The organism is Pedobacter roseus (assembly GCF_014395225.1).
GTDB classification, from domain to species: domain Bacteria; phylum Bacteroidota; class Bacteroidia; order Sphingobacteriales; family Sphingobacteriaceae; genus Pedobacter; species Pedobacter roseus.
In genome coordinates, this window is the sequence record NZ_CP060723.1 from 1,724,478 (window position 1) to 1,751,107 (window position 26,630).

4 protein-coding genes are annotated in these 26,630 nt (G+C 44.2%); 3 read left to right on the forward strand and 1 reads right to left on the reverse strand.

All coding sequences use genetic code 11. From position 1 onward, the window contains the following. The first annotated feature begins 6 nt into the window (after positions 1–6). Both H9L23_RS07425 and H9L23_RS07430 read left to right on the forward strand, forming a co-directional pair. On the forward strand, positions 7–981 hold the full coding sequence (locus tag H9L23_RS07425; protein ID WP_246474878.1) for a PorP/SprF family type IX secretion system membrane protein: 975 nt from the start codon (positions 7–9) through the stop codon (positions 979–981). Between the two features lie 112 nt (positions 982–1,093). After that, complete coding sequence (locus H9L23_RS07430; protein WP_187594364.1) at positions 1,094–1,741, forward strand: response regulator; 648 nt, start codon at positions 1,094–1,096, stop codon at positions 1,739–1,741. 28 nt (positions 1,742–1,769) lie between these two features. Here the strand turns inward: H9L23_RS07430 and H9L23_RS07435 are convergent, their stop codons facing one another. Continuing rightward, the gene (locus H9L23_RS07435; protein ID WP_187594365.1) at positions 1,770–1,943 is read right to left on the reverse strand and encodes a hypothetical protein; all 174 of its coding nucleotides are present in this window, start codon (positions 1,941–1,943) and stop codon (positions 1,770–1,772) included. Between the two features lie 789 nt (positions 1,944–2,732). Here H9L23_RS07435 and H9L23_RS07440 point away from each other — a divergent pair. Then, positions 2,733–26,597, forward strand: a complete 23,865-nt coding sequence (locus tag H9L23_RS07440; RefSeq protein ID WP_187594366.1) for a Calx-beta domain-containing protein — start codon at positions 2,733–2,735, stop codon at positions 26,595–26,597. Positions 26,598–26,630 lie beyond the last annotated feature (33 nt).

Sequence of the window (26,630 nt, forward strand, 5' to 3'; positions counted from 1 at the left end):
GGAGATATGATGAAGAAATTATTAGGCTTAATAGCAGGAGCGTTGCTATTGCTTTCGCAGCCGGTAGCGGCACAACAAGATGCCCAGTACAGTCAGTACATGTTCAATGGGATCTATATCAATCCGGCTTATGCGGGTTATAAAGAGGTGCTTAATGTGCACAGCTTTTACCGTAGCCAGTGGACAGGCATTACCGGGGCACCAAGAAGCATGTCGCTGGCCGTAGATGCCATTGCCAACAGCGGTAATGTAGGGCTTGCACTGCAGGTGGCCAGCGATAAACTGGGTGCACAAACCAACCTGAGCATTTATGGCAACTATGCTTACCGCATCAGGATGAACGACGATGGTAGTTCAAGGTTAGCTTTAGGTTTAGGGGTAGGTATGGTGCAACTGGGGATTGACGGATCGATGTTGAACCCGAACAATCCGGAACCCAACCAACCGGTAGGCGTACAGAGTACCATTGTACCTGATGCCAGGGCAGGGGTTTACTTTGCCAATGATAAATATTATGCAGGTTTCTCTGTCGACAACCTGATTGCCACTTATATCAATATCGACCGTTATGCCTTTATCCCACAGCCAAAACCACATTATTATTTAACCGCCGGGGCTTTATTTCCACTTAACGAAAATTTTCAGGTCAAACCTTCGTTCCTGTTAAAAGACGATCGTGGTGGCCCGACCAGTTTGGATGTAAATGCCTTTTTATTGATCAAGGATTTCCTTTGGGTAGGCGGTTCGTACCGGACGGGAGTAAAGTTGTATGATAAAAGCTATTTGCAGCGTGATCTTACTCCGCGAAATTCTGCAGTCGCTGCCATACAGATTTTTCCTTCGGAGAAAATCAGGATTGGTTACGGATACGACTTCTCCGTTGGTCCGTTGCAGGGTTATAGCGGTGGCACACATGAGATCTCTTTATCTTATTCGTTCATTAAACCGAACATCAGGTTGGCAACCCCCAGGGTGTTTTAAACAAAATTTTTTGATTGTGTATAATAATATTTACACATTTGGGCGAAAAATTTACTACAATTGCGTACAAAAAAATAACTTTTTACTAACTTGCAGAATATTCTTATAAATAATGAAAACAAAAAATGCCGTAAGTACTTTTACAGTGCTCATCGCTGATGATCATGAAATCATCCGTCGTGGTTTAAAGGGTTTAATATCAGACTTTTGGCCTGGTGTTGAAATCATCCATGCATCCACTTTGGAGCAGGCGCTTATCGAAACAGAAAAAGCGCCAAGCTTAATTATTATTGACGTTAATTTACCTGGTGGCAACAACCTTAAGGTAATTGATCAGTTAAAATTAGTTCAGCCAAATGCTAAAATCCTTGTATTTTCATCTTTAAATGAGAATATCTATGCAGTTCCTTATCTGAAATCTGGTGCATCAGGTTATTTGACTAAAAATGCAGAAGAATCAGAAATTGTAACCGCGATTACTACCATTTTAGCTGGCAGCCGCTACTCGAGCAGAAATGTGAAAGAAAATATGTTCAATAGCATATTGGGTAATGATGCAGATAATCCTTTTACCAAACTTTCGGGCAGAGAATTAGAAGTTGCAGAATTATTAACCAAAGGTATTGGCGTATTGGAAATCTCCAATCAGCTTAACCTTCAGATGGGTACTGTAAGTACATATAAACTTAGACTTTTTCAGAAACTGAAAATAAAAAGTATTATAGAACTTGCTGAAAAGATGAGTATCTACGAAAGATAAAAAGAGTATTTTACTCTTTTTATCTTTTCTAAGCCTTTTTATCCTTATTAACGGTGCCGGCGCCTGCCGTTCCTGATTCGTTCGGGGTTGATCCAGCTTGGCCAAATTTGTCTGATGCACCCTTTCCATTTTGGTCAAATGATGCCTTTTCTTTCGAACTCCCCTTGGTTTTATTCTCGTTTCCTTTATTTTTCGTTTCCATATTAATCAGTATTGATATTTATATAACAGCCTAAAGCACCTAAAGTTTTATGTTGGGCAGAATGTATTTGTTCCGACTGGAAACTTTTTTGCCTATTTCACCCAATTTCACTCATGCTTTCAGACTTTATTGAAAGATATTTAACTATTCAATAAATAGATGCGATTAAAATCGTATGGGAAAATTCTTCCTGATGATTAAGCTTTAGATAGCTAATCAAAATGACAAAAATATTATATAGCTATTGGTTGTGGTCAATTGTTTGATCTAAATCAAACATATTTGATTTAGAGGATTTTAGAAAACTCTTCTTAAATGCATTAATGACATATTTTTTTTGACAAATGTCAGATATTGTGTTTTTTGTAGTTTTTATACTACGTTTATAAGTACTTAAGTAAAAAGGATGATGCTGAATAATATATCTTTGTCGCCAGAAATGAACAGAATGAATAATGTGTAGTGAAATATTTACATTTTGTTCATTTTTTTAAAACCATAGGTTTTGAAATTACGTATGTGGTTCTAAAACCGACAAATAGCTATTAATGGTTGCATTATCCCCAATGAGGCAACCGCTCTATCATCCCGTGTATGAATAAAAATTTACTCTCTTCGTGTATCCCTGCACGAGCTTTTTCTAGGACTAATAATTATTTAACGAACAAATTCGGTAAATGTTTTGTTTTGCATCCAATTTCTTCCATTCTTGATAGTAAGCTAATAAACAAACTTTGTGTAATACTCATAATTAGTTTATTTTCTTTACTTGGAGCTCAAGCACAGACTGTGGTAACAACTGCTGGCGCCGGTACATATAATGTTCCTGCCGGTGTAACTTCTATAGTTGTAGAGGTTTGGGGAGCTGGAGGTAAAGGTGGTACACCCGCAGCTGCTAGTGGATCTGGTGGTGGTGGTGCCGGAGGTTATTCTATGAGCATTGTTACCGTTACATCCGGAGCATCTATTAGTTATAACGTTGGTGCCGGAGGTACAAGTGTAACAACTTCTGGTGGACAAACATGGTTTGGTGGTACAACAGCAACTGCTTCATCAGTGTTGGCCAATGGAGGAACAGGAGTAACAAATGCAACTGCCGGGGGAGCAGGCGGATCAATTACGGGTGCGAAGGGCGCTTATTTATTTGCAGGAGGTGCCGGGGGTACTGGTACGACTACTACAAGTGGTGGTGGTGGTGCTTCGGCAAGTTCGGCTGGTGATGGTGCGGCAGGTGGTGTTCCAACTGGTGGCGTAGCTTTATTTGGTGGTGGTAATGGTGGTGCAGGTAGAACAAATAATGGCAATGGCAGTGCAGGAGTGATTCCAGGTGGTGGCGGCGGTGGCGCTGTTGGTACTGTTGGGCTTGGAGGTGATGGAGCAAATGGTAAAATTTCGATCAGGCCTTATGTTAATAATGGTTCAGGATCAAGGGATTTATATCCAAACGGTATTACAGGAAATAGAGCATTCTTATTAAGTAAATCGGGTACATTTGGTTCTGCAACAGATAATAGTTGGCCTTTTATAACAAAAGGAACCCATTATGTGTACGCGAAAAATGGAGAGGTTATTAGTACAGGTTCAAGTGCTCAAGGCTATGGCTCTGGACAAATAGTGATTACCAGACCTAATGGAACACAAGCCTCATCAACATTAAATAGTGCGGTGGGAAGAATATATAATAGGGCACAGGAATTGGCAGGTATATCATCTGGATATGAGCCTTTTAATTTAACAGCTACTGTTGATGGTATATACAGGGTAGATTTTATTGCCCCAGCAACAAATGGAGGTACTACTGGTGCAGTTGATGTACTTGCAAATGCAAGCTGGACGCAGAGTCAGGATGGAACCAACGCAGCCTTTATTGCTTCATGGGATGTCTCTGTTTTAAGTTCCGGAGTAATTAAACCTGGAAGAGCCTATGCCAATATATTAAATTTACTATTGTTCCCGGCCACTGCTAATGGTAGTAGTAACAACTTTGTAAGTACCAAGGGATATCAAGGTATTAACTATGTGCTTACAAAAGATGGTAGGGCTTATCGGGTTAATAATAATGGTAATAATGGAGTCGGTTTTACTTTTTTCGCAAATAATAAAGGCTTTTTAAGAAGTGATGGTAATTCATCTTTTAAAAGTTTAAACTCTTCTACTGCCGCAACAGTGGCTGCTGCTGTTCAAGATCCACGAATCCAGGATAGTGGTACAGATGTTACTCATAAGATATTTTACTCAGCCCCGGCTTCTGATCTTCCACAGGATGCAGCAGCGAATGTTGCTTTAAATGATGTGAGTGGTGCAACAACTGGTAGTGTAACCACAACCTGGTTGAAAAATACACCTGTTAATCCATCTATTACAGGCACCCAGTTGGTGGGTAAAGAGGGAACTCCCAATAAGGCAGGTCAAAAAGGAGGTACAATTAGTTTTACTGCAAGTACAGCGGGATCGTATCGCATTACGATTCCGGTATCTTCAGGAACAAATAGGGTTATTACTGGAAGTGCTGTTCAAGGTTTGAATAATGTAGATTGGGATGGTAAAGACGGGGCCGGTAATGTTTTGGCTGCGGGCACCACCGTAAGCTCTATTACGGTTACTCTATTTTCTGCTGAAGTTCACTTTCCTTTTATAGATATGGAGATTAATCCAAAAGGAATTATTATTGAACTTACAGATAATAACACCACATATAATATAAACAGTGCTTCAACAAACGAAACAATATACAGTTCTAAAGTATATTGGGATGATTCGGCAATTGATAATGCTGGCGTTTCTACAGAATCATCCATACCAGTAACAAATTTAACTGGATTAAGTAGTACTGCGACACCAACAAATACTGTAAATGGCCACAAATGGGGAACTTATTTGGCATCAGGGAATGGTAGCGGTACGAGCAATGCCGGTACAGGATCAACAAGTTTTGGTGATACTAAGTCACTAGATACCTGGGCTTATATTCCTTCTGCTGATGCGGTACAACCTGTGAGTGTTAACGTAGCAGTTGCAGATTTAGCCGTTACTACATTGTCTACAGCTTCTACAGTAGTTAATGCAGGTAATCAGATTACTTATACGGTAGTTGTAGAAAATAAAAACAGCCCGAATGCTAATCCAGCCCTGAATAGTGTAAGTGCTGTTACTGGCGCTCCCTTTGCTTTTAACTTCCCTGCTGGGTTGACCGGTATTACAGTTGCAAAAGTTGTAAATGCAGGAACGATTACAGAAAGTTCGGCAACTACGGGAACAACTTCTTATAATTCCAAGTTGGACATGACCAGTGGTTCGAAGGTTACTTATACGATAACTGGAACTGTAGGGACCGCATTGGCAGGAACAACTATTCCAGTTAAGGCAACCATATTGCGGCCAGCTGATACCACAGACCCTGATGCGACTGATCCTGCAACAACTACAACTCCTACAAATCCTGATACCGAATGTGCAAACAATGGGGTGGGAGGAACGTGTAATAATATTTTAAATAATAGTGCAGTTTCGGTTAACAACTATGCAAGTATAGTAGCAACAACACCAAATGCTGCTGAAGGAAGTGCAACGCCTGGTGTTTTTACGGTTAGTATTCAAAATGTAAATGCCAACCCTGTAACGGTTAACTATACCATTAGTGGAAGCGCAACCAATACTACAGATTATGCAACTATTTCTGGATCTGTTGTAATTCCGGCAGGCAGCACTTCTGCCACGATCAATATTTCTCCTGTGGACGATGTGATTTCTGAAGGAACTGAAAATGTTATATTGACATTAACTTCGGCCAATAATGGGGTCTTGATTACGCCAGTAACAGCTGATGCTACTGCCACTGTAAATATAGCTGATAATGATCCTTCGAGCTTAGCGATCAACAATGTAAGTGTTGCCGAGAATGTAAGTGGCGGCAACATGGTATTTACGGTGACATTAACGGGCGCTATCCAAAATCAGGTAACTGTAAATTACGCTACAGCAAACGGTACTGCCATTGCCGGTTCAGATTATACCAATACTACAGGAACTTTAACTTTTCCAGCGAACTCTCCGACCGGAACAACCAGAACGATTACCGTTCCTATTTTGAACGATGCGATCAGTGAATCAACCGAGGCATTTACAGTTGTACTTTCTGGCATCAGTACAGGTCCGACTACTATAGCAACTTCTACCGGCACAGGCACCATTACCGATGATGATGCATCGAGCTTAGCGATCAACAACGTAAGTGTTGCCGAAAACGTAAGCGGCGGCAACATGGTATTTACGGTGACATTAACGGGCGCTATCCAGGACCAGGTAACTGTAAATTACGCTACAGCAAACGGTACTGCCATTGCCGGTTCAGATTATACCAATACTACGGGAACTTTAACCTTCCCGGCAAACTCGCCGACAGGCACGACCAGAACGATTACTGTTCCTATCTTGAACGATGCGATCAGTGAATCAACCGAGGCATTTACAGTTGTACTTTCTGGCATCAGTACAGGTCCGACTACCATTGCGACTTCTACCGGAACAGGCACCATCACCGATGATGATGCATCGAGCTTAGCGATCAACAACGTAAGTGTTGCCGAAAACGTAAGCGGCGGCAACATGGTATTTACGGTGACTTTAACTGGCGCAATCCAGGACCAGGTAACTGTTAATTATGCCACGGCAAATGGTACTGCCATTGCCGGTTCAGATTATACCAATACTACAGGAACTTTAACTTTTCCAGCAAACTCGCCAACAGGAACAACCAGAACGATTACCGTTCCTATTTTGAACGATGCGATCAGTGAATCAACCGAGGCATTTACCGTTTTACTTTCTGGCATCAGTACAGGTCCGACTACTATAGCAACTTCTACCGGCACAGGCACCATCACCGATGATGATGCATCGAGCTTAGCGATCAACAACGTAAGTGTTGCCGAGAACGTAAGCGGCGGCAACATGGTATTTACGGTGACTTTGACTGGCGCTATCCAAAATCAGGTAACTGTAAATTACGCTACAGCAAACGGTACTGCCATTGCCGGTTCAGATTATACCAATACTACAGGAACGCTAACCTTCCCGGCAAACTCTCCGACCGGAACAACCAGAACGATTACCGTTCCTATTTTGAACGATGCGATCAGTGAATCAACCGAGGCATTTACCGTTGTACTTTCTGGCATCAGTACAGGTCCGACTACTATAGCAACTTCTACCGGCACAGGCACCATTACCGATGATGATGCATCGAGCTTAGCGATCAACAACGTAAGTGTTGCCGAGAACGTAAGCGGCGGCAACATGGTATTTACGGTGACTTTAACTGGCGCAATCCAGGACCAGGTAACTGTTAATTATGCCACGGCAAATGGTACTGCCATTGCCGGTTCTGATTATACCAATACTACAGGAACTTTAACTTTTCCAGCAAACTCGCCAACAGGAACAATCAGAACGATTACTGTTCCTATCTTGAACGATGCGATCAGTGAATCAACCGAGGCATTTACCGTTGTACTTTCTGGCATCAGTACAGGTCCGACTACTATAGCAACTTCTACCGGAACCGGAACAATTACAGATGATGATGCATCTAGCCTTGCAATCAACAACGTAAGTGTTGCCGAGAACGTAAGCGGCGGCAACATGGTATTTACGGTGACTTTAACTGGCGCAATCCAGGACCAGGTAACAGTTAATTACGCTACAGCAAATGGTACTGCCATTGCCGGTTCAGATTATACCAATACTACAGGAACGCTAACCTTCCCGGCAAACTCTCCGACCGGCACAACCAGAACGATTACCATTCCTATTTTGAACGATGCAATCAGTGAATCAACCGAGGCATTTACAGTTGTACTTTCTGGCATCAGTACAGGTCCGACTACTATAGCAACTTCTACCGGCACAGGCACCATTACCGATGATGATGCATCGAGCTTAGCGATCAACAACGTAAGTGTTGCCGAAAACGTAAGCGGCGGCAACATGGTATTTACGGTGACTTTAACTGGCGCTATCCAGGACCAGGTAACTGTTAATTATGCCACGGCAAATGGTACTGCCATTGCCGGTTCAGATTATACCAATACTACAGGAACTTTAACTTTTCCGGCAAACTCGCCAACAGGCACAACCAGAACGATTACCGTTCCTATTTTGAACGATGCGATCAGTGAACCAACCGAGGCATTTACTGTTTTACTTTCTGGCATCAGTACAGGTCCGACTACTATAGCAACTTCGACCGGAACCGGAACAATTACCGATGATGATGCATCGAGCTTAGCGATCAACAACGTAAGTGTTGCCGAAAACGTAAGCGGCGGCAACATGGTATTTACGGTGACTTTAACTGGCGCAATCCAGGACCAGGTAACAGTTAATTACGCTACAGCAAACGGTACTGCCATTGCCGGTTCAGATTATACCAATACTACAGGAACGCTAACCTTCCCGGCAAACTCTCCGACCGGCACAACCAGAACGATTACCGTTCCTATTTTGAACGATGCGATCAGTGAACCAACCGAGGCATTTACTGTTGTACTTTCTGGCATCAGTACAGGTCCGACTACTATAGCAACTTCTACCGGCACAGGCACCATTAACGATGATGATGCATCGAGCTTAGCGATCAACAACGTAAGTGTTGCCGAAAACGTAAGCGGCGGCAACATGGTATTTACGGTGACTTTAACTGGCGCTATCCAGGACCAGGTAACTGTTAATTATGCCACGGCAAATGGTACTGCCATTGCCGGTTCAGATTATACCAATACTACAGGAACTTTAACTTTTCCGGCAAACTCGCCAACAGGCACAACCAGAACGATTACCGTTCCTATCTTGAACGATGCGATCAGTGAATCAACCGAGGCATTTACAGTTGTACTTTCTGGCATCAGTACAGGTCCGACTACTATAGCAACTTCTACCGGCACAGGCACCATTACCGATGATGATGCATCGAGCTTAGCGATCAACAACGTAAGTGTTGCCGAAAACGTAAGCGGCGGTAACATGGTATTTACGGTGACTTTAACTGGCGCTATCCAGGACCAGGTAACTGTTAATTATGCCACAGCAAATGGTACTGCCATTGCCGGTTCAGATTATACCAATACCACAGGAACTTTAAGCTTCCCGGCAAACTCGCCGACAGGCACAACCAGAACGATTACCGTTCCTATCTTGAACGATGCGATCAGTGAATCAACCGAGGCATTTACCGTTTTACTTTCTGGCATCAGTACAGGTCCGACTACTATAGCAACTTCTACCGGCACAGGCACCATTACCGATGATGATGCATCGAGCTTAGCAATCAACAATGTAAGTGTTGCCGAGAACGTAAGCGGCGGCAACATGGTATTTACGGTGACTTTGACTGGCGCTATCCAGGACCAGGTAACAGTTAATTACGCTACAGCAAATGGTACTGCCATTGCCGGTTCAGATTATACCAATACCACAGGAACTTTAACCTTCCCAGCAAACTCGCCAACAGGCACAACCAGAACGATTACCGTTCCTATTTTGAACGATGCGATCAGTGAATCAACCGAGGCATTTACCGTTGTACTTTCTGGCATCAGTACAGGTCCGACTACTATAGCAACTTCTACCGGCACAGGCACCATTACCGATGATGATGCATCTATCGCAAGTATTACTTCGGGAGTTAACGGAAATGAAAATGGTCCGGTTAACGGAACTTTCACCGTTACTTTAAGTAATGCATCTTCAACAGATACGCAGATTACCTATACTTTAGGCGGAACAGCAACTGAAGGAAGTGATTACTCTACTATCTCAACCAAAACCATTACGATCCCTGCAGGTCAAACTACAGGTACGATTACCATTCCAATATTGGCTGATAATATAGTTGAAGGAAATGAAACGGTTATCGCGAACCTTGTTTCGTCTAACAGTCCGTTGGTAACCATTACCACAGCACCTGCTGATAAAACGGCTACGATAAATATCATTGATAAGAATACAGCTACCGTTAGCATCTCTGCTACACCAACCAGTTATGATGAAGCTGCTGGTAATGCAACGTTCACCGTAACCTTAAGCACAGCGGTACAAAATGGATTTACAGTTGATTATACTACTGTAGATGGTACTGCGAAAGCCGGATCAGATTATACTGCTAAAAACGGAACATTAACATTCCCTGCAGGTTCGGCGGCAGGTTCAATCTTAACCTTTACCGTTCCGGTTATAAACGATAACGTAGTAGAGCCAACTGAAACTTTCTCGGCAACATTAAGTAATGTAACAGGCGGATTAGGATCTGTAACTATTGGAACTGGTACAGCTACCGCAACCATTACTGATAACGATACTTCTATCGCAACCATAACAGCAGGAACAGCTGGGAACGAAAACGGTCCGGTTAACGGAACTTTCACCGTTACCTTAAGTAATCCATCATCAACTGATACGCAGATTACTTATACTTTAGCTGGAACAGCAACCGAAGGAAGTGATTACTCAACCATCGTAACCAAAACCATTACTATCCCTGCAGGTCAAACTACAGGTACGATCACCATTCCGGTATTGGCTGATAATGTAGTGGAAGGAACTGAAACTGTTATCGCGAGCCTTGTTTCATCTAACAGTCCGTTGGTAACCATTACCACAGCACCTGCTGATAAAACGGCAACCATCAACATCCTCGATAACAACACGGCAACCGTTAGTATTTCTGCTACCGCAACCAGTGTTAACGAAGGTGCCGGAACAGCTACCTTTACGGTAACTTTAAGCACAGCTGTTCAAAATGCATTTAGCGTTAATTATGCTACAACCAATGGAACAGCCACAGCTGGTCAGGATTATACCGCTACCAGTGGAACATTAAACTTCCCTGCCAATTCTCCGGCAGGAAGCACCTTAACTTTTACCGTTCCGGTTATCGATGATAACACGGTTGAGCCTAGTGAAACCTTTAATGGAACATTAACAGGCACAAATAGTGCCTTGGTGACCATTGGAACAGGTAGTGCCCCGGTAACCATTATCGATAACGATGCCTCTGTAGCCAGTATTGCCCCAGGTATAAACGGTAACGAAACTGGCCCAGTTAAAGGAACTTTCATTGTAACTTTGAGCAAACCGGCTTCAACAGATACACAGCTTACCTATACTTTAGGTGGTACCGCAACCGAAGGGAGTGATTATACCACTATTGTAACCAAAACCATTACTATTCCGGCAGGGCAGACCACCGGAACCATTACCATTGATGTATTACCTGATGCCCTAACCGAAAGTACAGAAACGGTAATTGCAACTTTAGGGACATCGAACAATGCAGTAACCGTAAATACTACGCCGGCAAGCATCAATATTATTGATGCCAATACTTCGAGCGTAAGTATTTCTACCACACCAACAGTTAACGAAGCTGCAGGTACGGCAACCTTTACGGTAACCTTGAACAATGCAGTTCAAAATGCATTCAGCGTAAATTATAACACAGCTGATGGAACCGCAACAGCAGGTTCTGATTATACCACAACCAGCGGAACATTAAATTTCCCTGCAAACTCTCCGGCGGGTACAGTATTAACCTTTACCGTTCCGATCATCAACGATAATATCGCTGAAACCAACGAAACCTTTACTGCTACATTAAGTGGTATTACGGGTAATATAGTAGTAATCAGCAATGCTACTGCAACGGCAACTATCGTTGATAACGATGCCGCAACAGTATCTATCGCTGCCGGAACACCTGGTAAAGAAAACGGTCCGGTAAACGGAACATTTACGGTTACTTTAAGTAATCCATCTTCAACCGATACACAGGTTACTTATACTTTAGGTGGAACCGCAACCGAAGGAAGCGATTATTCTACCATCGTTACCAAAACCATTACCATCCCGGCTGGTCAAACTACCGGAACCATTACCATTCCGGTATTAACCGATAATATTGTTGAAGGAACAGAAACTGTAGTGGCAACATTGGTTTCTACCAACAGTCCGTTGGTAACGGTAACTCCAACACCGGCTAATAAAACAGCAACCATTAACATTACCGATAATACCACTGCAACAGTAACTGTGGCAGCTACCACCAACGGTGCAGAGCCAAATACGCAGGGCTTGTTCACTTTTACTTTAAGTAATGTATCTGCAACCGATACTCAGATTACTTATGCGGTAACAGGAACAGCCATCAGCGGAACAGATTATACTTCGATTGGTACAACGGTAACCATCCCGGCCGGACAAACCATTGCAACTGTACCGGTTCTGGTACAGGATGATACTTTTGCCGAGCCAACGGAAACAGTGATCTTAACGATGACTGCTGCCACCAATAACCCGGCAATTATTGCTGCTACAGCCCCTGCAACCGTAAACATTACCGATAACGATAATGCAACGGTAGCGGTTAACAGTATTTCGGTAGTAGAAAATGCAGGTAACGCAACCTTTACCGTAACCTTAACCGGTAACGTTCAGGATGCATTTACCGTAAATTATAGCACAACAAACGGAACGGCTTTAGCTGGTTCTGATTATACGGCAACAACAGGCAGCGTAACTTTCCCTGCAGGTTCTGTTAGCGGTGCAACTCAAACTTTCAATATTCCTGTTATAAATGATAACATCGCCGAACTGGCCGAAACATTTACCGTTAAATTGAACAGTGTAAGTGCCGGATCGGTAGTAACCATCCCAGCGGGAGGTGCAACCGGAACAGCAACCATTACCGACGATGATGCTGCAAGTGTGGCCATTAACAGTGTTTCTGCATTAGAAAGCGCTGGCAATATGAGCTTCACCGTAACCTTAACAGGAAACATACAGGATGCACTTTCTATCAATTATGCAACTTCTGATAACTCGGCCGTTGCAGGATCAGACTATACCGCTAAAACAGGTGTAGTTACTTTCCCTGCCGGATCAGTTTCTGGAGCTACACAAACCATTCTGATCCCGATTACGGATGATAACGTTAGCGAAGGTACTGAAAGCTTTAAAGTAACCTTAAGCAATGCAACTGCTCCGGTTACCATTACACAGGCAGAAGGTATCGGTACCATTATCGATAACGACCCTGCAACAGTAAGCATTTCTGCTACACCAACCAGTGTAAACGAAGCAGCAGGTACCGCAACATTTACGGTAACCCTAAGCAATGCGGTACAGGCAGGTTTTAGTGTTAATTATGCAACATCAAACGGAACAGCTACTGCTGGCAGCGATTATACAGCAACCAGTGGAACATTAAACTTCCCTGCAGGCGCTGCCGCTGGCGCAACCTTAACCTTCACCGTTCCAATTATCAATGATAATGTAGTTGAACCAGGCGAAACTTTCAACGCAACCATTAGTAATGTAAGCGGTACTTTGGTAGGCATTGCAACCAATACCGCTACTGTAACCATTATCGATAATGATACTTCGGTTGCAACCATTACCCCGGGCACCCCAGGAAACGAAAATGGTCCGGTTAACGGAACCTTTACCGTTACCTTGAGTAATCCATCGGCTACCGATACACAGATTACCTATACTTTGGGTGGAACAGCAACAGAAGGAAGCGATTATTCGTCCATCGTTACCAAAACCATTACCATCCCGGCAGGTCAAACTACGGCAACCGTCACTATTCCGGTATTAACCGATAATGTTGTAGAAGGTACCGAAACGGTTGTTGCTACTTTAAGCAATACCAACAACCCTGCTGTAACAGTAAGCAATACACCTGCAACGATCAACATTACCGACAATACAACTGCTACCGTAACTGTAGCCGGTACTGCCGATGGTGCTGAACCTAATACACCAGGTAAATTTACCTTCACCTTAAGTAATGTATCTACAACTGATACGCAGATTACTTATGCCGTAAGCGGTACCGCAACAAGCGGAGCAGATTATACTTCGATCGGTACAACGGTAACCATCCCTGCAGGACAAACTACTGCAACGGTTTCGGTACCGGTATTGGACGATAACATTGCTGAAGGTACTGAAACTGTAATCTTAACCATGACTGCTGCAACAAGCAATACATCGGTTACGGCAAGCACAGCACCTGCAAGCATTAACATTACCGATAACGATACGGCGGTAGCCACCATTACCGCAGGTACGCCTGGAAACGAAAATGGTCCTGTAAACGGAACATTTACCGTAACCTTAAGCAATCCATCTTCACAACCTACCACCATTACTTATACTTTAGGTGGAACAGCAACTGAAGGAAGCGATTACTCTACCATCGTTACCAAAACCATTACCATCCCGGCTGGTCAAACCACCGGAACGATTACCATTCCGGTATTAACCGATGCGATAGTAGAAGGTACCGAAACTGTAACTGCTACATTGGCTACCTCTGGCAATCCATTGGTAACCGTAAGCAATACACCGGCAAGTATCAACATTCTTGATAACAATATGGCAACGGTAAGTATTTCTGCTACCCCAACCAGTGTTAACGAAGCAGCTGGAACAGCAACCTTTACCGTAACTTTAAGTGCAGCAGTTCAAAATGCATTTACGGTTGATTATGCAACAGCTAACGGAACAGCAACTGCCGGTGCAGGATTAGATTATACTGCAACAAACGGAACTTTAACTTTCCCTGCAGGATCTGCAGCTGGTGCAACTTTAACCTTTACCGTTCCTATTAACAACGATAACCTGGTTGAGTCAAACGAAACTTTTAGCGCAACCATTAGTAACGTAAGTACCAACCTGGTAACTGTTGCAACTGCAACTGCTACGGTAACCATTACCGATAACGATACTTCGGTTGCCACCATTACACCTGGCATAAACGGAAACGAAACTGGTCCGGTAAATGGAACTTTTACGGTTACTTTAAGTAATCCATCGGCTACCGATACGCAGATTAACTATACTTTGGGTGGAACTGCTACCGAAGGAAGTGATTATTCTGCTATTGTAACCAAAACCATCACCATTCCTGCTGGTCAAACCACCGGAACGATTACCATTCCGGTATTAACCGATGCCATTACCGAAAGTCCGGAAACTGTTATTGCTACATTAGGTACTTCAAGTAATCCATCGATTACCACCAGTACAACACCTGCAACCATCAATATCCTTGATGCAAATACTGCAAGTGTAAGTATTTCTACCACGCCAACGGTTGATGAAGGTGCTGGAACGGCTACCTTTACGGTAACCCTGAACAACGCTGTTCAAGATGCATTTAGTGTTAATTATACAACTGCAAACGGAACCGCAACAGCAGGATCAGATTATACAGCAACTAATGGAACCTTAAATTTCCCTGCAAATGCTGCGGCTGGTGCTACATTAACTTTCACCGTTCCGATTATTGATGATAACCTGGCCGAGCCATCCGAAACTTTTACTGCAACATTAAGCGGTATTACTGGCGGGGTAGTAATTATCAGTAATGCTACGGCAACGGCAACCATTGTTGATAATGATGCAGTTGTAGCAACGATAACGGCTGGTACACCTGGTAACGAAAACGGTCCGGTTAACGGAACGTTTACCGTAACCTTGAGCAAACCATCATCAACTGATACGCAGATCACCTATACTTTGGGTGGCACAGCTACGGAGGGTAGTGATTACTCGCCTATTGTTACCAAAACCATTACCATTCCGGCAGGTCAAACTACCGCAACCATCACCATCCCGGTATTAACCGATAACCTGGTTGAAGGTACTGAAACGGTAATGGCTACTTTAACAGCTTCTGGTAGTTCATTGGTAACGGTAGGCAATACACCTGCAAGCATCAACATTCTTGATAACACTACGGCAACAATAAGCGTAGCCGCAACAACCGATGGAGCAGAGCCAACCACACCAGGTTTGTTCACCTTTACCTTAAGCAATGTATCTACAACCGATACGCAGATTACTTATACTGTTGGCGGAACAGCAACCAGCGGATTGGATTATACCTCGATTGGTACAACGGTAACCATCCCTGCCGGACAAACCACGGCAACGGTAAGTGTACCGGTATTGAACGATAATATAGCTGAAGGAACAGAAACGGTGATTTTAACCATGACGGCTGCAACCAACAATCCTTCAATTACTGCTGGTACTACTCCGGCAACTGTTAATATTACCGATAACGATACTTCGGTAGCGACCATTACAGCTGGTACACCGGGTAACGAAAACGGACCTGCAAATGGTACATTTACGGTAACACTGAGCAATCCATCATCGCAACCTACTACTTTAACTTATACGTTAACAGGAACAGCTACCGAAGGAAGCGATTACTCAACCATCGTTACCAAAACAATTACCATCCCGGCTGGTCAAACCATTGGCACCATTACCATTCCGGTATTAACCGATAACCTGGTAGAGGGTACAGAAACGGTAATTGCTACCTTAACCAACTCGAACAACCCATTGGTTAACATCAGCAATATACCTGCTACCATCAATATTGATGATAATACCACTGCAACGGTAACGGTAGCGGCTACCACCAATGGGGCAGAGCCTGCAACACCTGGGCTGTTTACCTTTACGTTGAGCAATGCATCTACCACACCTACACAGATTACCTATACCGTAAGCGGAACAGCAACAAGCGGTGTAGATTATACTTCAATTGGTACAACGGTAACCATCCCGGCAGGACAAACCACTGCAACGGTAAGTGCACCGGTAATTGATGATAATATTGCTGAAGTAACAGAAACGGTTATTTTAACCATGACTGCTGCAACAAGCAATCCTTCAATTACAGCAAATACAACACCTGCTACGGTTAACATTACTGATAACGATACTTCGGTAGCTACAATTGCTGCCGGAACAAACGGTAATGAGAACGGACCTGCAAACGGAACATTTGTGGTAACCTTAAGCAATCCTTCTTCGCAGCCAACTACCATTACTTATACAGTAGGCGGAACAGCAACCGAAGGAAGTGATTACTCAACCATTGTTACTAAAACAATAACCATTCCGGCAGGACAAACCACTGCTACCATCACCATCCCGGTATTAACCGATAATTTGGTAGAGGGTACCGAAACCGTTGTGGTAACTTTGGGTACTGCTAATAATCCATTGGTAAGTGTGAGCAACACCCCTGCCAGCATTAATATTATTGATAACAGCACTGCAACAGTAACGGTAGCAGCAACGGCAAATGGGGCAGAGCCATCTACGCCTGGTCAGTTTACCTTTACCTTAAGCAATGTATCTACTACTGATACACAGATTACCTATTCGGTAAATGGAACGGCTACCAGCGGATTGGATTATACTTCGATCGGTATAACGGTAACCATCCCGGCCGGACAGACCACTACAACGGTTAGTGTACCTGTATTGAACGATAACCTTGTTGAAGGAACAGAAACCGTGGTATTAACCATGGCTGCTGCAACCAGCAATCCTTCAATTACAGCAGGCACAACACCTGCAACGGTTAACATTACCGATAACGATACGGCAATTGCAACCATTACGCCAGGCATAAACGGTAACGAAAACGGTCCGGTTAACGGAACATTTACCGTTACTTTGAGTAATCCGTCATCAACTGATACACAAATTACCTATACCGTTGGCGGAACAGCAACCGAAGGAAGCGATTACAGCCCAATTGTGAAAACCATTACCATCCCGGCTGGTCAAACCACCGGAACCATTACCATTCCGGTATTGGCCGATGCGATAGTAGAAGGAACAGAAACGGTTACCGTTACCCTGGGCAGCACAAACAACCCGTTAATTAATGTAAACAATACACCAGCGGGCATCAATATTCTTGATAACAGCTCGGCAACGGTAAGCATCTCTACCACACCAGTGATTAACGAAAACGCTGGCACGGCAACCTTTACGGTAACCTTAAGTGCAGCGGTACAAAACGCATTCAGTGTTGATTATAAAGCAACAGATGGAACTGCGACAGCTGGTTTAGATTATACCAATGCAACAGGAACATTAACTTTCCCTGCAAACTCTCCTGCAGGTGCAACCTTAACATTCACTGTTCCAATTAACGATGATAACATTGTTGAGCCATCTGAAACCTTTAGTGCTACTTTAAGTAACGTAAGTACACCATTGGTAGGCATTGCAACCAGCACAGCAACAGTTACCATTACTGATAACGATACAGCTGTAGCCAGCATAACACCGGGTACAAACGGTAACGAAACTGGTCCGGTTAACGGAACATTTATCGTAACCTTAAGTAATCCATCGGCTACCGATACGCAGCTAACCTATACTTTAGGTGGTACAGCAACAGAGGGCAGCGATTATACTGCAATTGTAACCAAAACCATCACCATCCCTGCCGGCCAAACCACAGGAATGATTACCATTCCGGTTATTGCCGATGCAGTAGCAGAAAGTATTGAAACGGTGATTGCGACCCTGGGTACATCAAACAACCCTGCAGTAACTGTAAGTAGCACCCCTGCAAGCATCAATATTCTTGATGCCAATACGGCTAACGTAAGTATTTCGATCAATGCTGCAAGTGTTCCTGAATCAGTAGGTACGGTTACCCTATCAGTTACCTTAAACGTAGCGGTTCAGAACAGCTTTACTGTTGATTATACAACAGCAAACGGCACAGCCCTGGCAGGATTAGACTATACTGCAACAAGCGGAACTTTAACATTCCCTGCAAATTCACCTGCAGGTACCGTGCTTAACGTAGTGATCCCGATTATTGATGATAACCTGATTGAAAATTCAGAATCATTCACGGTGGGCTTAAGCAACGTACAGGGTGCTGATGTGGCCATTGGCGCAAGTCCGGCGACAGTAATCATTGCCGATAATGACAGCGCTATTGCAAGCATCACTGCAGGTACCAACGCAAACGAAAATGGATTGATAAATGGTGTGTTTAACGTTAAGTTAACCAACCCGTCATCTACGCCTACTACATTAACCTTCACCTTAACCGGAACAGCAACAGAAAGTGCCGATTACAGTGCGGTTACCAAAACCATCATCATTCCTGCTGGCGCAACTACCGGAACCATCACCATTCCGGTTATGGCCGATGGGGTGGCAGAAGGTACCGAAACGGTAATAGCAACTTTAACGGCTTCCAGCAATCCGGCTATTACGGTGAACAATACACCTGCAACCATCAACATCCTTGATGCAGATGTGGCAACGGTGAGTATATCAACTACACCGGTAATCAACGAAAATGCGGGCACTGCCACTTTCACGGTTACCTTAAGCAACGATGTACAAAATAGCTTTAGCGTAAACTATGCTACAATAAATGGTACAGCAATAGCAGGACTTGATTATACTGCAACCAGCGGAACCTTAACATTCCCTGCCAATGCTGCAGCAGGTGCAACCTTAACTTTCACCGTTCCAATTAACGATGATAACCTGGTTGAACCTTCGGAAACATTTAGTGCTGCACTAAGCGGTATTACCGGTAATGTAGTTACCATTGGTACTTCGCCCTCAACCGTAACCATTACCGATAACGATACGTCGGTAGCCAGCATTACTGCAGGTACAAATGGTAACGAAAACGGTCCGGTAAATGGAACCTATATGGTAAGTTTAAGTAATCCATCATCAACTGATACCCAGATTACCTTTACCGTTGGTGGAACCGCAACCGAGGGTAGCGATTATACCACCATTACCAAAACCATTACCCTCCCGGCTGGTCAAACCACCGGAACCATTGTGATCCCTGTAATCAGCGATAATGTTGTAGAAGGTAATGAAACCGTTGTAGTTACCTTAACCGGAACCAATAATCCGGCGGTAACGGTTAACAATATACCTGCAACCATTAATATTATCGATAACAATTCGGTAACGGCAAGTATTTCTGTTATACAGACCAATGTTAACGAAGCTGCCGGAACTGCAACCTTTACTGTAACCTTAAGCGGATCGGTACAGGATGCCTTCAGTGTAGATTATACTACAGCTGATGGTACTGCAAAAGCAGGATTGGATTATGTGGCAACCAGCGGAAAATTAAATTTCCCTGCAGGTTCTGCCGCAGGTGCGAGTTTAACTTTCACTGTTCCAATTATCGATGATAACATTGTTGAAGGAGACGAAACCTTTAACGGTATCATCAGTAATGTAACAGGCGGATTGGTAACCATTGCAGATGGTACAGCAACCGTAACCATTACCGATAACGATTCATCAGTAGCTACAATTACCGCCGGAACAAACGGTAGCGAGAACGGACCGGTTAACGGAACCTTTACCGTAACCTTAAGCAATCCTGCTGCTACCGATACCCAGTTAACTTATACCTTGGCAGGAACAGCAACCGAAGGTGGCGATTACAGCAACATTGTAACCAAAACCATCACCATTCCTGCAGGTCAAACCACTGGAACTATTACAATTCCGGTATTAACCGATGTTATAGTAGAAGGTACAGAAACCGTTATTGCTAAACTGGTAACCTCTGGTAATCCATTGGTAACCGTAAGCAATACGCCTGCAACCATTAACATTGCCGATAATACCGAAGCAATTGTAACGGTAGCGGCAACGGCAGACGGGGCAGAGCCTTCAACTCCTGGTCAGTTTACCTTTACCCTGAGTCATGTTTCTACTACCGATACACAGATTACTTATACCGTAAATGGAACAGCAACCAGCGGAACGGATTACACGCCAATTGGCAATACGGTAACCATCCCGGCCGGACAAACCACTGCGACCGTATCAGTTCCGGTATTGAACGATAACGTTGTAGAGGGAACTGAAACCGTAATCTTAACCATGAATGCCGCTACCAATAACGGTTCGATCATTGCAAGCACTACGCCTGCAACAGTGAACATTACCGATAGCGGTTCTTCTATTGCTTCGATAACTGCGGGTACAAACGGTAACGAAAACGGTCCGGTTAACGGAACATTTACGGTTACTTTAAATAATCCATCGGCTACCGATACACAGATTACTTATGCTTTAAGTGGAACCGCAACCGAAGGCAGCGATTACTCAACCATTGTAACTAAAACCATTACCATCCCAGCGGGTCAAACCACTGTAACCATCACCATTCCGGTATTGGCTGATGCGGTAGTAGAGGGGACAGAAACGGTTATTGCTACTTTGGTGGCCTCAAGCAATCCACAGATTACCACCAGCAACGTTCCGGCAACCATTAACATTGCCGATAACAATGCCGCTACGGTAAGTATTTCTACTCCTCCAACAGTTAATGAGGGAGCCGGAACCGCTACATTTACCGTAACCCTAAGCGCTGCCGTTCAAAATGCATTTACTGTTGCTTACAGCACAAGCGATGGCACAGCAACAGCCGGCTTAGATTATACTGCAACCAGTGGAACCTTAACATTCCCTGCAGGTGCTGCAGCGGGTGCAATCTTAATGTTCACTGTTCCGGTTACCGACGATAATATTGTTGAAGCGAACGAAACGTTTAATGGTGTAATTACCAGCGTAAGCGGTAATTTGGTAACCATTGGTACAGGCACGGCAAGCACCACCATAATCGATAACGATTCGTCGGTAGTTACCATAACGGCTGGTGTTGATGGTAACGAAAATGGTCCTGCAAACGGAACATTCATCGTAACTTTAGGTAAGCCATCGGCTACCGATACACAGATTACCTATACTTTAGGTGGTACAGCAACAGAGGGCAGCGATTACAGTACGATTGTAACTAAAACAGTTATTATTCCTGCCGGTCAAACTACTGCTACCATTACTATCCCGGTATTGAGTGATGCAATTTTAGAAGGTACAGAAACGGTAATTGCTACCTTAACGGCCTCTGGTAATCCGGCGGTAACCGTGAGCAACGTTCCTGCAACCATTAACATTGCCGATAACAATGCGGCTAGTGTAAGCATCTCAACCGCTACAACAGTTAACGAAGGCGCCGGAACAGCAACCTTTACCGTTACTTTAAGTGCTGCGGTTCAAAATGCATTTACGGTTGATTACACCACAACCAACGGTACCGCAATTGCAGGTTTAGATTACACTACAACCAGTGGAACATTAACCTTCCCAGCAGGTTCAGCAGCGGGTGCAACCTTAACGTTTACCGTTCCAGTTATCGACGATAACCTGGTTGAAGCGAATGAAACATTTAACGCTATAATCAGCAATATATCTGATAATCTGATAACCATTGCCACAAACACGGCAACTACTATCATCGTAGATAACGACGTAACAGTAGCTACCATTACGCCTGGAATAAGTGGTAATGAAAGTGGTCCGATCAATGGAACATTTACAGTAACCCTGGGCAATCCTTCGGCTACCGATACGCAGATTACCTACACCTTGGGTGGAACAGCTACAGAAGGCAGCGACTACAGCGCGATTGTAACTAAAACCATTACCATCCCTGCTGGTCAAACCACTGCAACCATTACCATTCCGGTATTGAGCGATGCATTGGTAGAGGGACCAGAAACCGTAATTGCAACTTTAAGCAGTTCGGCCAACCCTGCGGTAACCGTAAGCAATGTTCCTGCAACCATCAACATTATAGATGGTACAACGGCTACAGTTACGGTAACTGCAACGGCTGATGGTGCTGAACCATCAACTCCTGGTCAGTTTACTTTTACCTTAAGTCATCCATCTACAACAGATACGCAGGTTAGCTACACCGTAATTGGTACGGCAACCAGTGGTGCAGATTATACTTCAATCGGCACAACGATCACCATCCCTGCAGGACAAACTTCGGTAACACTTCCAGTTCCCGTACTTGATGACAACATCAGCGAAGGAAACGAAACGGTAATATTAACGCTGAATGCAACAACAAATAATGCATTGATTACCGCTAATACCGCACCAGCTACAGTTAACATTATCGATAACCGTCCGCCTGTTGCAACTGCACCAGCCATTACCACTAATGAGGATATCCCGGTTAACGGAAGCATTACTGCTAACGATCCTGATGGCAACCCGCTTACCTTTACGGTAACTACACCACCAGCACACGGAACGGTAACCCTAAACCCTAATGGTACTTATACATATACGCCAGCGCCAAACTATAACGGTACAGATACCTTCACGGTAACCGTAAGCGATGGTAAAGGTGGTACAGTTACGGTAACCATTCCGGTAACCATTAATCCGGTTAATGATGCGCCTGTTGCAACAGCACCAGCCATCACAACCAACAAAAATACCCCGGTTAACGGAACCATTACCGCAAGTGATGTAGATGGCGATGCGCTTACCTTCACGGTAAGTACAGCTCCCGCACATGGTACAGTAGTGGTTAATCCAGACGGAACCTATACTTACACTCCGGCCAACAACTACAGCGGTCCGGATGTATTCACGGTAACCGTGAGCGATGGCAAAGGTGGTACAACTACGGTAACCATTAACGTAACGGTTAATCCAACTAATGTTGCACCAGTTGCTTCTGCACCGGCCATTACCACCAATAAAAACACACCGGTTAACGGAACAATCACTGCTACCGATGCGGATGGCGATCCGCTTACCTTCACGGTAAGTACAGCCCCTGCACACGGAACAGTAGTGGTTAATCCTGACGGAACCTATACTTATACTCCGGCCAACAATTACAGTGGTCCGGATGTGTTCACGGTAACCGTAAGCGATGGTAAAGGCGGTACCACTACGGTAACCATTAACGTAACCGTTAATCCAACCAATGTGGCGCCAGTTGCTTCTGCACCGGCCATTACCACCAATAAAAACACGCCGGTTAATGGGACAATCACCGCTACCGATGCAGATGGCGATCCGCTTACTTTCACGGTAAGTACAGCCCCCGCACATGGTACAGTGGTGGTTAATCCTGATGGAACCTATACTTACACTCCAGCGAACAATTACAGTGGTACAGATGTATTCACGGTAACCGTAAGCGATGGTAAAGGCGGTACAACTACGGTAACCATTAACGTAACCGTTAATCCAACCAATGTTGCACCAGTGGTAACTGCGCCTGCCATTACCACCAATAAAAACACACCGGTTAACGGAACAATCACCGCTACCGATGCGGATGGCGATCCGCTTACTTTCACGGTAAGTACAGCCCCTGCACATGGTACAGTAGTAGTTAATCCTGATGGAACCTATACTTACACTCCGGCGAATAACTACAGCGGTTCGGATGTGTTCACGGTAACCGTAAGCGATGGTAAAGGTGGTACCACCACGGTAACCATTAACGTAACCGTTAATCCAACCAATGTTGCACCAGTGGTAACTGCACCGGCCATTACCACCAATAAAAACACACCGGTTAACGGAACAATCACGGCTACCGATGCAGATGGCGATCCGCTTACTTTCACGGTAAGTACAGCCCCTGCGCATGGCACAGTGATGGTTAATCCTGATGGAACCTATACTTACACTCCGGCCAATAATTACAGCGGTCCGGATGTATTCACGGTAACCGTAAGCGATGGTAAAGGCGGTACAACTACGGTAACCATTAACGTAACCGTTAATCCAACCAATGTTGCACCAGTAGCAACTGCACCAGCCATTAGCACTAACGAGGATATCCCGGTTAATGGAAAGATTACAGCTACCGATGCTGATGGCGACCCTCTTACTTTCACAGTAAGCACGCCGCCGCTACATGGTACAGTTGTGGTAAACCCTGATGGTAGTTACACTTATACACCTGCTCCAAACTACAACGGTACGGATACTTTTACCGTAACGGTAAGCGATGGTAAAGGTGGAACTGTTACCATAACCATTTCGGTAACCATCAACCCGGTGAACGATGCACCAGTGGCAACTGCACCAGCAATTACTACTCCGCAGAATACAGCGGTTAACGGAACCATTACTGCAAGCGATGTGGATGGTGATGCACTTACTTTCACGGTAACAACAGCTCCTGCACATGGTACAGTAGTGGTGAACCCTGATGGTACTTATACTTACACCCCAACTGCGGGTTACGTAGGTAACGATACCTTCACCATAACCGTAAGCGATGGCAAAGGCGGCACCACAACGGTAACTATCCCGGTAAATATAACCCTGGTAGCAGCACCGGCCATGAGCTTAACCAAAGTGGCTACCAACACGGTAAGCAAGGTTGGCGATGTGATCAATTACAACATCGTGGTAACCAACTCGGGTAACGTAACCTTAACAAATATTGCCGTTACTGACGCTGGTGCCGATGTTGGATCTATCACTCCGGCAGGTATAACAAGCTTATTGCCAGGTGCAAGTGTAACCGTAACGGCTAAACACACCGTTACCTTAACAGAGGTAAATAATGGTTCGTTTACAAACCAGGCAGCTGCAACAGCACAAACGCCAAACGGTGGTACCATCAGCAAACAATCTGATGATCCGAATACACCGGCTATTGGTGATGCAACCGTAACGGTAATCGCTCCGGCATCTACCATTACCCTGGTTAAAACCGGTACCTTAAGTGCTGATGGAAATAGCATTACGTATAACTTCAGTGTTAAAAATACCGGAAACGTAACCTTACATATCATCACATTGGTGGATGCTAAACTTGGACTGAACAGGGTGATACCAGGAACACTGGCTCCAGGCGCAACCGTAACTGATAGTTATGTTTATCAGTTAACGCAGGCCGATAAAGATGCGGGTAGCGTAACCAACAGTGCTAACATCACCGGTCAAACACCAGCCAATGTTTCGGTTAGCGATATCTCCGGTACGGCCGAGAACAACAATACACCAACAGTAACATTGATTCCTAATGCCGGATCGATAGCATTGGTTAAAACGGCGGTATTTAATGGTAATAAAGTAACCTATACATTCACCATCAAGAATACAGGAACCATTACTTTAAATACCATAACCTTAACCGATGCCAAACTGGGATTAAACAACAAGGTGATTACCGTTGCCGGCGGACTTGCTCCGGGTGCAACCGTAACCGATGTTGAAGTGTACACTTTAATCCAGGCTGATAAGGATTTAGGTACGGTAACCAATACCGCAACCGTAAATGCCAAAACAATGGGCGGTGTTAATGTAACCGATGTTTCAGGAACAGCAGAAACGAACAATACGCCAACGGTTACCACTTTCCCTAAATCGCCAATTGCTGTTGATGATAAAGGACAAACTGTAGCCAATGCACCAGTGGTGATTAATGTACTGGCGAATGATGATCCGGGCAACTCTACCTTCGATAAATTAACGGTTGAGATTGTAAGCCAGCCTAAACATGGTACTGTAAAAGTAAATGCTGATGGTACGGTAACTTATACACCAGATCCGGGTTATGTGGGTGATGATGTATTTACCTACCGCGTAAAAGATGCTTACGGATATTATACCAATGTTGCAGCTGTAACCTTAACGGCTAACTTCACGGGCATTACCATTCCTAACCTGTTTACGCCAAACGGCGATGGTATTAACGATACCTTCGAAATTATTGGTCTTAACCAATATCAGGCCAACGAATTGCAGATCATAAACAGATGGGGTAATGAAGTGTTCCATGCCAAAGGTTACCAGAACAACTGGACAGGCGAGGGATTGAACGAAGGTACTTACTACTACTTGCTGCGTGTTAAAAAAGCAAACAGCGATGAGTTTGAAGTGTATAAAGGTTACATCACATTAATCAGGGCATTTAAAAAATAAGATAAGACTTAGTTCAGTCCGGTTGATAAAACC

What these genes read in the sequence shown, in the direction of transcription:
- H9L23_RS07425 (WP_246474878.1), top strand. Translation starts at nt 7, where the DNA reads ATGATGAAGAAATTATTAGGCTTAATAGCAGGAGCGTTGCTATTGCTT.
- H9L23_RS07435 (WP_187594365.1), bottom strand. Translation starts at nt 1,943, where the DNA reads ATGGAAACGAAAAATAAAGGAAACGAGAATAAAACCAAGGGGAGTTCG.
- H9L23_RS07430 (WP_187594364.1), top strand. Translation starts at nt 1,094, where the DNA reads ATGAAAACAAAAAATGCCGTAAGTACTTTTACAGTGCTCATCGCTGAT.